General features: G+C 59.4%; 12 protein-coding genes. 9 read left to right on the forward strand and 3 right to left on the reverse strand.

From position 1 onward, the window contains the following. Window positions 1-398 precede the first annotated feature (398 nt). The gene (locus CXY73_RS00690; RefSeq protein WP_104176474.1) at window positions 399-1,301 is read right to left on the reverse strand and encodes a hypothetical protein; all 903 of its coding nucleotides are present in this window, start codon (window positions 1,299-1,301) and stop codon (window positions 399-401) included. A 254-nt stretch (window positions 1,302-1,555) separates the two neighbouring features. On the opposite strand from CXY73_RS00690, the gene CXY73_RS00695 reads away from it, so the two are divergent. The 5 genes from CXY73_RS00695 to CXY73_RS00715 all read left to right on the forward strand — a co-directional run bounded on the left by CXY73_RS00695 (window position 1,556) and on the right by CXY73_RS00715 (window position 7,657). Further along, window positions 1,556-1,732: a helix-turn-helix domain-containing protein gene (locus CXY73_RS00695; protein WP_158252906.1), complete on the forward strand. Its 177-nt coding sequence runs from the start codon at window positions 1,556-1,558 to the stop codon at window positions 1,730-1,732. Window positions 1,733-1,968: 236 nt separating this feature from the next. Further along, window positions 1,969-2,268, forward strand: coding sequence for a hypothetical protein (locus CXY73_RS00700; RefSeq protein WP_104176475.1), 300 nt, complete (start codon window positions 1,969-1,971; stop codon window positions 2,266-2,268). A gap of 60 nt (window positions 2,269-2,328) precedes the next feature. Further along, window positions 2,329-2,487 (forward strand): hypothetical protein, encoded by a 159-nt coding sequence (locus CXY73_RS22455; RefSeq protein ID WP_233198057.1) that lies wholly within the window; start codon window positions 2,329-2,331, stop codon window positions 2,485-2,487. Between the two features lie 17 nt (window positions 2,488-2,504). Next, the gene (locus CXY73_RS23360; protein ID WP_369831184.1) at window positions 2,505-2,864 is read left to right on the forward strand and encodes a hypothetical protein; all 360 of its coding nucleotides are present in this window, start codon (window positions 2,505-2,507) and stop codon (window positions 2,862-2,864) included. A 2,684-nt stretch (window positions 2,865-5,548) separates the two neighbouring features. Further along, a complete protein-coding gene (locus CXY73_RS00715; protein ID WP_104176478.1) occupies window positions 5,549-7,657 on the forward strand; it encodes a UvrD-helicase domain-containing protein in 2,109 nt (702 codons plus the stop codon). A 183-nt stretch (window positions 7,658-7,840) separates the two neighbouring features. Here CXY73_RS00715 and CXY73_RS00720 read toward each other — a convergent pair whose 3' ends face one another. Beyond that, on the reverse strand, window positions 7,841-8,500 hold the full coding sequence (locus tag CXY73_RS00720) for a spermidine synthase (RefSeq protein ID WP_233198058.1): 660 nt from the start codon (window positions 8,498-8,500) through the stop codon (window positions 7,841-7,843). Between the two features lie 223 nt (window positions 8,501-8,723). On the opposite strand from CXY73_RS00720, the gene CXY73_RS00725 reads away from it, so the two are divergent. The 4 genes from CXY73_RS00725 (at window position 8,724) to CXY73_RS22465 (ending at window position 9,894) form a co-directional block, all read left to right on the forward strand. Then, on the forward strand, window positions 8,724-8,960 hold the full coding sequence (locus CXY73_RS00725; RefSeq protein WP_104133824.1) for a DUF2795 domain-containing protein: 237 nt from the start codon (window positions 8,724-8,726) through the stop codon (window positions 8,958-8,960). Beyond that, window positions 8,957-9,466 carry a hypothetical protein gene (locus tag CXY73_RS00730; protein ID WP_104176479.1) on the forward strand — a complete coding sequence of 170 codons (510 nt, stop codon included), beginning with the start codon at window positions 8,957-8,959 and terminating at the stop codon, window positions 9,464-9,466. The genes CXY73_RS00725 and CXY73_RS00730 overlap by 4 nt, the downstream gene beginning before the upstream one ends. Before the next feature lie 128 nt (window positions 9,467-9,594). Further along, window positions 9,595-9,750 (forward strand): hypothetical protein, encoded by a 156-nt coding sequence (locus CXY73_RS22460; protein WP_233198059.1) that lies wholly within the window; start codon window positions 9,595-9,597, stop codon window positions 9,748-9,750. Window positions 9,751-9,756: 6 nt separating this feature from the next. Further along, window positions 9,757-9,894: a hypothetical protein gene (locus tag CXY73_RS22465; RefSeq protein ID WP_158252918.1), complete on the forward strand. Its 138-nt coding sequence runs from the start codon at window positions 9,757-9,759 to the stop codon at window positions 9,892-9,894. A 53-nt stretch (window positions 9,895-9,947) separates the two neighbouring features. Here the strand turns inward: CXY73_RS22465 and CXY73_RS00735 are convergent, their stop codons facing one another. After that, on the reverse strand, window positions 9,948-11,279 hold the full coding sequence (locus CXY73_RS00735; protein ID WP_104176480.1) for an NAD(P)/FAD-dependent oxidoreductase: 1,332 nt from the start codon (window positions 11,277-11,279) through the stop codon (window positions 9,948-9,950). Window positions 11,280-11,430 lie beyond the last annotated feature (151 nt).

Raw genomic sequence — 11,430 nt, forward strand, 5'->3', positions numbered from 1 at the left:
CAGGCAGGGCGACTGACCCCGTTGAAAGGACAGCACGCAAAAGAAAATGTTTACCAAAGCAAAATCACGTCCAGACTTCACTTCCGAATACAAGAACGGGGCCCTACGTGACCGCTCCTATTGCCTGTTCGAACATCGCTGCCCCGCACAATATTGCTCCTGATCGTCGTCGCTCACTTCGTGATCCCAGAGCCCTAAATTTCGCCGCAGCACCCTGATCCCCCGACCGGGTCCACACGATCGAAGCGTCGCGTGATAGGACAAATTACCAAAGAAAATCGTGCCGACCAGAGGCTGTAGCGTGTACTTGGAATAAGCCGAACATTGAGCGACGCAAATTGACAGCACATTGACGAATCAGAGGTCAGCTCGCGCCAGTGCGTCACAGTGGAACCTTTTCAGCTCGCGCGCGGCGACGTCGGGACGGAAGATGCGTTCGGGTCGAGGTTCGGATCCCACGGCCGGGGCATCCCGATCAGGTTTGGAAACGGGAAGACCGTTTGGCACGCTCTCGCGATGGGCGCGATTGTTCGGGCGACACCCGCGATCTCGTCGTCGGTCACTCCGTTCCACGGAAGGACGGCCAATTGGTTGGTCACATGCTCGGCGCGATCGAGTGCTGCTCTGCCCTTTTCACTGATCTCGCCCTGGCCCGTCAGCAGCCCGCGAGCCGCGAGTTCTTCAACTTCGGCTGCCCATTGTTCCTCTGTCCAGCCACGTGCCTTCCTCACGCTCGTCGCGTCGATATCCACCGCGCTGCGCAACACGAGAGTGCTGATGCCCGCGATCCCTCCCTCGACCAGTGCGATCACATGACTGTCTCCGCGATGCTCTCGGAGAGTGGCCGCGGCCTGCCAGAGACGGCGATACGGATCCGACTCCACCGGCAGTGCGCTGTTCGCCGCCGCAAGTGGTCGGCCTATGGTGTCGACACGAACCGCGGCTTGGGCAAGTGCGTCAGCCGCTTCGGTGACAGATCGCTCATCGGGCACAAGGTTTCGCAACGTTGCTGCTGCACCCCGCGACCGCGCATCGAGGACCCGGTCTACCGTCACCGTCGACCACACAGCCGGCAGCACCCGTTCGACCAGGAACGGAGCGAACCCACTGAAGATCGCCACCACCGGAGCGGCGGTCACGGCCCCGAGCGGGGCGGCGCGACCTGCGAAGTACCCGTCCCAATAACGGATGAGTCCGATATCCGCGAACGCCTCCCTTGCCTCCGGCGAGAAATACGTCACCGCGTGGATCGGCTCGAACAACGTCCACAGTGCCCGAACCCGATGGTCTAGCTCGCTCATTCGTCTCCCTCGTCGCCGCGTGTTCCCGATCCTATGCCGCGCGGCGACACCCTCCTAAAAGTCTCGGTTCGCCGGTGGCATGTTGCGGATGTAAGTGTCGAGGACAAGCTTTCGTACTGATATTCGATGTTCCGCATGGAGACCTTAATCTGTGGAGATTGAGGACAAAGTGAAGTGTCAGGGGTTGGCTCGCCCGATGGCCTTTAGGGGAACGGCGGATCGCTCTTCCAGAGGCTGAGCGGTCGGGCTGGTACTTGTCTTTGGAGGAACGACTGCAGATCGCGGACTTGCACCTGGGTGGCGCCGGCGTGCGGGCGATCGCTGCTCTGGTAGGCCGGTCTGCTGCCACGATCAGTCGAGAGCTGGCTCGAGGCAGGTCCAAGACTGGTCCGCAGGCACGAACGAGGTACGCCCCTTATGCGGCGCAGTAGTAGGCCGAGCTTCGCGGTCGCCGTCCCCAGGCCAGCAAGTTCAACCATCCGGCGTCCGAGGCGGCCTGCTACGAAGAACTCGGGCAAGATCCCGAAATCACCCACCACAACAACGTAAGGAAGGAGATCTAATCGTGGGGTCACACTGCCGGTCGGCGATCGCTACGTTGGTGGAGCGTCAGACCAAAAATCCGTGCACGCTGTCGCTACCGCGGCGGTCACGAGAAACAGTGCCGATGGAACGCACAGGAAAGACGAAGGCCACTGCCAAGGTATTGCTCGAGGCGGCAGTCAAAGCCAGAGCTAACTCCGGCGATGCAGACCTTAACAACGACTCGACTATAGAGATGTTGATGCAGGTTCCGTGGCCTTGGAAAATGGAAACCTCCAAGCTGAACGAGGGCAGTAAAGGAAACTACACCGATGTCATTGAACGAATCATCATTCTTGGACTCGGCGCGGTAAAGCTACGCGAGGCAACGACCGGCCGCATGGACCGCTGGCTTGGAAAGGAACGGCGAAGGCGTGTCGGGTAGGCGGAGATTGCCCGCACCCTCCTAAACCAAGCGTTTGCTTTCGCCGCCCAGCGCGACGCTGTGACCGGCAACCCGGTCGCCAACGCCTCCAAGCCCGTCAAGGACAAGCCAAAGCCGCGCGCTCTGACCACCGAAGAGCTTGTAACGCTCCGCGAAGCGGTTCGTGGAATGCGTCAGAACACCTGGCTAGCCGCTGCCTCGAAACGCAGCTCGGCGTAGCTGGCCGTATCGGTGAAATCGCTGCGCTCAAAGTCGAGGACCTCGACTTAGACAACCACGTCAGTCCGCGCGTCAACATCACCGCCACCGTAATTAAACCAGTCGGCGAGAAGCACAGCCGGCAACTGCACACCCAAGACGGTGTAGATGGCCCGCGCACGGTCATCATCCACGAGTGGCTTGTCCTAATCCTGAGGAACCGCGCACTACTCGCGGGTCAGAGCGGATTGCTCTTCGCTTCGAGGAACGATGAGCTACTCGACCCGCACACCATGCGTGAGTCTTGGCGACACATACAAGAAGCCGCCAGGCTCGGCGGGATGACGCCGCATCACATACGAAAAACGGCGCTATCGAAGATTTCGCAAGTTTTTTGACCTGGAAACGGCGTTAAAAGTCGCTGACCGCAAGGGGACCGAGGTGACGAAGCGTCACTACGTCGAGAAGGTCATCGCTGCGGGACCGATGTTCGTGTTGCGTTTACCGACCTGGCCCCGAAGCCTGGCCTGCGGCTTGGTGAGAAGGCCTCGTAGTAAGTGCTCTTGAAGCATTTACGACAGGTAAGCGTTGGATGCAGGGATAATCCGGAGCAATCCGCACCCTGCATCCCTTTGCTTATAGTGCCCCTGGAGGGATTCGAACTCCAATAACCGTCCGCACGGTGTCATCGATGGCGTCAAGAGCCGCGTGGATTCAACGTTTTTGAGTCACAATGAGGCATCCAGATTCACTCAAAGTTTTTTCAAGTGTGGGCAAATTGTGGGCACGTTTGCGAAGCGTCACGCGTTACCTTGCCAGCGTCGCAGCCGTTACGCGGCACCGGTGTATCCTCCAGCGAAGTACCCCCGACGGAAACGCTCAGCGGGATCAGTCGACGGCTCTAAACCGTTCAAGTCCCACACGTGTGTTGTCATCCACAACAACAAAGCTGGGTCCATCAGAAAGCCCCTCAGTTCATCACCCTCCCGCGTCCCCACAGGGCACTGCGGCCGATACTAATGATTATGTCAAGTAATACTTGATCAGAGGCATTATTTTAGGAAACGACCATCACCGCATGCCGCCCACGATTATTGAGAGGAATCCACAGCACGATCCAAGATCGCATCGTAAATCGCACCGTCAATGAGCCCCTCACTCCGTGCGCGCCCTACCTCGTCGAATGACCCGGAGGTCGATACCAGGAGCGGGTCAAAACCGCCTGTCGGCGCCTCCGACGGGTAGGCCCACCGGCTCAGCTCGTCAACGAGCTGAGCCCGCGTCAACTCCCCCGTGGCATACCGCTGAGTAATCTCATACGGAGACGCACCAGAAAAACCCGGTACCGGATCCGCCATTTTTGCCGCAGTTCGCAACGCAGAATGAATCGTCGGCTGCTTCACCCCCAACTGCGACGCAAGCTCTGCCTGGCTCATGATCGCAGCCAAACGCCGCAACTCCCGAAGGTAATCGAGACGGTTAAGGCTAAGCCGCTGGCGCAACGTCCGCGCCCTCTGAACCTCAGGGCGATAACTAATCGTGGTCATGCAAACCACCTCCTATAGACCAATCTATTACATGGGTATAGAACTATCTATAGATAGATAGTCAATCTCAGAAAACGCCCCCGTAAGGGAAGCCTCTTGCGGGACGGATCTATTGGCCGTGGGCAAGAAAAAGGCCTTCTCTTGCGCGCGGCGGCACCGGCGGACCTCGCGATAGTTGGCGATTCAAAAGAGTAGGTCGAGGCTGATCGCGGCACGCTCGACCTTGACTAAACGCTGCTCAGCTCACCCCTCGGCCGTCTGCGCTCGACAATGACTCAGTGGAACACCGAGTTCGGTGCCGGCCGAGGTCAGTGGCGCGGCGCCCGTAGCTTCGCTTCGTCTGCAACGGGTGAAACGTAACGGCCGGGAATCGATTCGGCGGTGGAGCGAGTTACATAGCCGGTCGGGCCAACGACTCGACGCGTTTCAAGCGTGACGTATCCAGTTGCCTGCTCTTGGCGGCGCGGTACGTGCGTAACGTATGAATTCATTTCTCCCGTTCCTGTCTGCATCCATGGCAGACGGTCAACTCTACCCTGACGTAAGAGTTGTTTTAAATCGATCGCGCCGCACGACCACAATCCCTTCCGATGCGCGCTCTGGCAAAAAACAGACCGAGGTGCAACGTCAAAGGGGCCCACTCGGCATGCGCCCTAAGGGATGTATTCCTGCTTTATCAATCAACCCTTACGTGAGGTTTGATTTGGGCTGGAGTCTACGTCAAGTTTTGCAGGTCAAGCTCGTAGGGAGCACGGCATTGGAATTACCCGCTCGAGACTCGGATGAACGGTGGCTTCATCGCACCGCGGTAGTTGCGCTCGCAAGTGCGTATCTGGCTGCGCCGAGCGTGCTCGTTTTTGGAAGTTTGGTGAGGGGGTCATCTGCGCCGCCGCATTGGTTGCTCCGTGTGCACTTTTACTTTTATCTTCCGCGTAAGCAGCAGGCCGACAGTGACGTTACACGGTCACCCGAGCGCGCCAGGATTCTGTGGGCATTTACCCCGGAAGCGTGGCGATCCCGTCCTGTGTATTCGGGATCGCTGATGATCGCAAGCTACACAGGGTGCGTGGGGCTGACAACCGCATTTACTTCCGCAAGCGCGCCAGCCGAATCGTGGCGGACGGCGTTGGGATACTTCACGATTGCCGGCCTGTCTCTCGGCCTTCACGGCCCCGCTCGGTGGGCATTCCGACGCCAACAGCCGGACCCAGAAAGCTAAGCGCGACCGTGAACTAGCGACGATTCAGCTTGCGGGTACCAGTTTGCTAGCCCCGAAGCTACGCCGAACTCCTATTCCTGTGCAGCTAAAACGGTGTAACCCTAAGAAAGCTGGCACGCGGGTCACCGTGACCCCCAGCTTGCCGTCACTCGACCGCGTTCGATAGCGCAACTGAGGTCCAGCAAGACCTCAACTTAACATAAACGTTAGGGTTGAGTTCTGGTGTGTTTCCCCCACCACCTTGAACGCCCCATGCCGCCGCAATCACCTCTGACGCGGTGCGTGCATGTCGGGTGCCCCGCCGCAGGAGAAACTCATGACAGACGCCACCGCCACAGATAAAACGGGCGAACATCGCTACCTCGCGAAAACGCTCGAGCTTGTGGAATCGGCCCACGCGAACTTAATCGATTCGATCGACCGTTCGGAACTTGCGATGGACGAACAAAAGCGCGAGATGTGGGAGCACCAGCGCGATATGGATCACGCCGAGAAAGCGAATGCACGCATGCAGATGGCGACATCCGTAGCGATCGGTGATTCTGCGGTCAAATCCCGCGATTCTCTCGAGCGGCTCAGAAACTCACCCTATTTTGGGCGAGTCGACTTCCAACACGCTGACACTGCTTCGGCAAAGTCCTATTACATCGGTGTGCGCGGCTTCTGGGATCCCGAGACCCAAGACCTCCGTGTGCACGACTGGCGCGCGCCGGTTTCGAGTCTCTATTACGACTACGAGGCCGGCCCGGCAACGTTCGACGCGCCCGAAGGGGTCGCCGAGGGCGAGATCGTAGGCAAGCGCCAGTACAAGATTGAGGCTGGACACCTGCAGTATTCGCTCGAGAGCTCGATCAACATCGGCGATGAGGTTCTGCAGCGCGAACTCAGCGAGTCTGCCGACGACAAGATGCGCAACATCGTCGCGACGATCCAGCGTGAGCAAAACGCGGTGATCCGTAACGAGACGGCCAAGGTGCTCATCTTGCAAGGCGTTGCCGGTTCAGGAAAGACCTCTATCGCGCTGCACCGGTTGGCATTTCTGCTTTACCGGTTCAAGGACACGCTGTCATCCAGCAACGTCATGATCCTGTCTCCGAACAAGGTGTTCGCCGACTACATCGCCGATGTGCTGCCGGAGCTCGGCGAGGAGCAGGTCGCGGAGATCGATCTGGACCGCATCGCCGAGCGCTTCCTCAGCAAAGTTGTTCAGCACCAGACTTTCAGCGAGCAGGTCAGCGGCGTCCTTGACAACGTTGACCATGATGCCGCCGATCGCATGCGCGCCAAAGCGACCCCGGAGTTCGTCGGGGAATTGCACGAGTGGATAGCAGTCCGGGCAGACGACTTCACGCCCGATAAGGTTGTGCAGCATTCAGAGCGGGTGAGCGCCGACTGGGTGGCGGACGCATTCGCGAGCGGTCACACCTCACCCATCTATACCCGGCTCGACCAAGTAGCCGACAGCGCGATCCACCTGATGAAGCAGCGTGTTCTTGACAGGCATGGCAAGTGGAGCGCGGTTGACTCGACCAGTGTGCGCAAGCAGGTACGGGCAATGTTCCCCTTCAAGGACGCGTTCGCGCTCTACCGAGCCTTCTACAATGAACCGTCGCGTCGAGCACACTTCACGATGCTGGACCACAAGCGCATCGAACACTCAGACGTCGCACCGCTGATTTACACGCTCATCACGACCGCACGACATGACGGCTTCGAAGACATCCACCACCTTCTCGTCGACGAAATGCAGGACTACACCCCTATCCAATACGCGGTTCTACGAAAACTATTCGCCTGCAACATGACGATCCTCGGCGATTCGAACCAGTCGGTGAACCCGTTCAGCTCCTCGAACCTCGAGACGATCTTCAGCATCTTCCCCGAAGCCGACTGCCTTGAGCTCTGCAAGAGCTACCGCTCAACAACCGAAATAACCGAATTCGCACAAAACATCTCTCGCAACGACAAACTCATCCCCATCGAACGCCACGGCCCGCCGCCGCAATTACTGGCATGCGAAACCCCGCAGGACGAGACTGCTCGGGTTCTCGAGATAATTGCCACGCACAAGCGAAGCGAATACAGATCGTTGGGAATCGTGTGCAAAACTCTCGACCAGGCGGAACGCCTCTATCGCGCCGTCGCCGCGGAAGGCATCGAACTTACCCTGCTCGACTATGACAGCAAGACCTTCACCGGTGGGATTATCATCACCTCAGCTCATATTGCTAAAGGCCTCGAGTTCGACGTCGTCATTGTTCCCCACGTCGATGACGCCACCTACACTACCGACATCGACCGCAGCATGCTCTACATCGCCTGCACCCGGGCCATGCACCAGCTCCACCTCACCCACACCGGCACCGCATCGACGTTTTTACCGTCGGCACCCGAGCTTGCGAGGTCTGTCAAAATTTCGGTGTAACTAGTTCTGGCTTGATTAGCGTCCGACGAACAGTCGCCGTCGAAAAGATGTCGAAAGCGTGTCGAGCGCGCCCTTCTTTCGTTGGCCCAGCGGTCGCTGTCCGGTCGGGTCGGGTCGATGCAGCACGATAGTTGCACACCGCGATCAGTACGCGGTCGCGGCGCTCAGGTACCCGCCGGCTGATCAGTATTGTGCGACGTAGACGGTGTTGGCGGAGGTTCCACCAGTGAGCCGGTTGGGGAAGCTGACGACGTGGGCGTGCCAACGGCCAAAGACGCCGGCGAGGATGTCAGTGAACTCGGCGTCCGGTGGGTCGTCTGACCAGAGGGCGAATACTCCGCCCTCCGCGAGATGTCCAACAAGAGATCGCAGTCCGGCAACGGTGTACAGATCGAAGTGGCTGGCATCGAGGCGATAGCGCGGCGAATGGTCGATGTCCACGAGGATTGCATCGTAATGCGGCGAATTCGCGGTTGCCGTGCTCCGCATCAAGGCAAAGAAATCATCCAGCTTGAGATGGGTTCTGGGGTCACCGGTAAGTGCCTCTGAGACGGGGAGGAGCCCTCGCTGATGCCAGCCGATAACTGGGGACAAGGTGTCGACGACGGTCATCGACGCCACCCGGTCATCTGCCAGCGCGGCGACCGCGGTGTAGCCCAGGCCCAGCCCGCCAACCAGTACGTCGAGCCGGTCGCCGGCGACCGCCGCGAGGCCCAGCGTTGCGAGTTCTTCTTCCGCGACGGTGAACAGGCTCGACATCAAAAACGCTTCGCCCAGCTTCACCTCATAGACGTCGACGTCCAGGGTCGGTTCGCGGCGTCGTCTCAGCGTGAGGTCGCCCAACTCCGTAGGCTGAAAATCGAGCTCTTCAAACCGTTTGATCGTTTTGTCTCCCCAAGGCTGACCGGCATCCAACGAGCAACGTCACAATTGCATACCATGCGTATTGTGACAGGTCATGCACTGTATCCACCGGCCGCGGACACCAGGTACCGATCTGCTAACAACTCTCCTCTTACGTGAGAGTAGTATTACTGTCGTAATCTACCAGACAGGAGACACCACAATGACGACTGAACAATCCACGGCCGAGGCTACGAGAGAGACAATCCTCGCTGCCGTCGGACATGTCTTCGACACACACCCGGTCTTCCGTGAGGATCTCGTCACAGCGGCCAGGCAATCCGATGCCCCGCGGCCTCTTGTGATGATGCTGGACAACCTTCCTATTGATGGCCGGATTCATTATGTCCGCAACCTGTGGAAATTTCTTCCCGACATCGCCATCACGGACTCTGAATGAGCATCGACATTCACCCGTTGGCCGAAGACGACTACCACCTCATTCAGGAATACATGGCCTCCCGTGTCCTCGCACTTCTCGTCACGTCGACCACTACCCGCGATTGGGAGCGCGAGGTGGCTACCGAGATTGGACTGTCCGACGGCCAATGGGAGCGACGAAACGGGTTCCTGTTCGACTTCACTCTGGGCCGGTTCCTGCACTCTGCCCGCAGCGCGCGGAACGCGCAACACGGTCGGGGTGCAGCCGGTCGGGACTTCGTATCAGCCAACGAGCGGTTCACCGATCGATTCCTGTCGGCCATCGACCGCCAGGATGCCTCAGCTGCCGAAGCCGTGTGGGAAGAATTCAACAATTTACCCTACTGGCCCGATGTTCCCGCTATCGCACTGATCTCGACTCGCGCGATCATCACCCGGCTGCAGATCATCGTGGCCGTGGTATACCCGGGGAGCATTGGATTGCAGCTACCGGAAGAATACGACCCGCCAGTATTCGTTTCTTAGCCTCAACCCACCGGCGGAGGTGGAAACTCTGGCGGCGACGTTGATGAGTGTCCGGTGGACGGATGCGGTGACGGCTCGTCTGAGGGTGACGATGGCGAGGGGCCAGCGACACGGTGAGATTAAACGCGATGCACGCCTGCACGAGCCAGGCCGCGTTGGTAGTGAATACGCTGGACGAAAAGCGCGCCATCTCCAACACTTTCATGTCGGCGTTCAAGTTCGATGATCGCATACTGGCGGTGGGTATTGTCGGCGTTGCCGGTATCGATGGGGCTGGAAGTTAAGAACGCGTGGCAACGAAACAGGTCAAAAAGGGTGCCTCGACCGACGGTGAGGTTCTGCAGCCACCGAGACGCGGCAGCATCAAGTTTGCAGCCGCGGCCGAATGGGAAGACCCGCAGGAACAACCCCCGCGTCGAAATCCGTAGGTCCTCTTGGAGTCGCGGCCCCGGTGAGCATGCCCGCAAGCTACACCGATGACCTACTTTTTTGCGGCGACCACGGGTGTGACCCTGAGAAAGCTGGCGCGCGGGTTGCCGTGGCCCACGACGGGAGTCGTATCCCCGCCGGCAACCAGGTTCGTCGTCCACCCAGCCAGGATGCGCAACTTGCGCTTCATAGTCGGCATCGCGTAGAGGTGATATGCGCGGTGAGCGAGCCACGCCGGCATGTTCTTGAGCTTGAGGCCCTTCATGATGCCGGCACCCTTGCCGATGCCAAAGCTGGCGACCGTTCCGAGCGATTCGTGTCGATATTCCACGATCGGTCGTCCGTTCACCATGGCGACGATATTGGCGGACACGGTCACCGCCTGGCGCACAGCATTCTGCGCGTTCGGTGGATAGTAGGCCGGCTGCGTCTCGGCCAGCAGGTTGGGAACCTGCGCTCCATCCCCAAGAGCCCACACGCCCTCAAGCTTCTCCCCGTCGCCGGTCTCCACTTGCAGCGCGGCGTTGACATTGACGTGCCCTTTGGGTCCCAGGGGCAAATCCAAGCCAGCCAGAACGGGGTTCGGCTTCACCCCGGCGGTCCAGACGATCGCGCCAGCCGGAATCGTCTCTCCGTCGCTGAGGACGACGTTGCCGTCAATGCAGGACGGCATCGTCGTGTTTAAGCGAATGTCGATGCCTCGGGCACGGAGCTGACCGAGAGTCCACTGCGAGAGTTCGGGCCCAACTTCGGGTGCAACCCGGTCGAGCGCCTCCACCAATACGAAATGCAACTCCTCACGGGAGAGTCCACGGTAGCTCTTCATCGCAGCCTTCGCGGCATCATCAAGCTCTGCCATGGCCTCAACCCCGGTGTAGCCACCGCCGATGAACACGGTAGTGAGGAGCTTTCTGCGCTCTGCCGAGTCCTGAACGCTGGCCGCGCGGGCAATGTTTCCGAGAATGCGATCGCGCACGTACTGTGCTTCCTCAACAGACTTGAACCCCACACCGTTCTCGGCGAGTCCAGGCGTGGGAAAGGTGCGAGTGACGGCTCCGAGCGCAACCACAAGGTGATCGTAGGGAAAGTTTCGACCTTCGCCGTCTGGCGTCATCACCGTGACGCTCTTGCCTGTGCTGTCCAGGCCGGTGACGGACGCCTGCACGACATTTGAGTGTCGGAGCGTCTTGTGCAGAGGTACGGTCACGTCGCGGGCCCGGATGTGGCCGCCAGCAACTTCGGGTAGAAACGGCTGATAGGTGTAATACGGCAATTCATCGATCAGGGTGATGCTGGCCCAACGGGTCGCGTGCTTCTTCTGTAGTTGGAGGGCGGTAGTCAGCCCGGCGGCTCCGCCGCCGAGAATGACGATGCGTGTTGTCATGAGTGTGTTCCTTCCGACCGTACTTAGTGCCGATGATGGTTTTTTCACTGCTGATCTCTTGGTTCAGCGCGCGCTGATTGATTCCTTGGCAGCGGCGACGACGGCTTCGGTGGTGATTCCAAATTCGCGGAACAGCGTCTGATAGTCGGCG

It is taken from the genome of Cryobacterium sp. Y50, from assembly GCF_002929805.1.
Classification (GTDB): Bacteria; Actinomycetota; Actinomycetes; order Actinomycetales; family Microbacteriaceae; genus Cryobacterium.

What these genes read in the sequence shown, in the direction of transcription:
- CXY73_RS00690 (WP_104176474.1), bottom strand. Translation starts at nt 1,301, where the DNA reads ATGAGCGAGCTAGACCATCGGGTTCGGGCACTGTGGACGTTGTTCGAG.
- CXY73_RS00700 (WP_104176475.1), top strand. Translation starts at nt 1,969, where the DNA reads ATGGAACGCACAGGAAAGACGAAGGCCACTGCCAAGGTATTGCTCGAG.
- CXY73_RS00715 (WP_104176478.1), top strand. Translation starts at nt 5,549, where the DNA reads ATGACAGACGCCACCGCCACAGATAAAACGGGCGAACATCGCTACCTC.
- CXY73_RS00725 (WP_104133824.1), top strand. Translation starts at nt 8,724, where the DNA reads ATGACGACTGAACAATCCACGGCCGAGGCTACGAGAGAGACAATCCTC.
- CXY73_RS00730 (WP_104176479.1), top strand. Translation starts at nt 8,957, where the DNA reads ATGAGCATCGACATTCACCCGTTGGCCGAAGACGACTACCACCTCATT.
- CXY73_RS22460 (WP_233198059.1), top strand. Translation starts at nt 9,595, where the DNA reads ATGCACGCCTGCACGAGCCAGGCCGCGTTGGTAGTGAATACGCTGGAC.
- CXY73_RS00735 (WP_104176480.1), bottom strand. Translation starts at nt 11,279, where the DNA reads ATGACAACACGCATCGTCATTCTCGGCGGCGGAGCCGCCGGGCTGACT.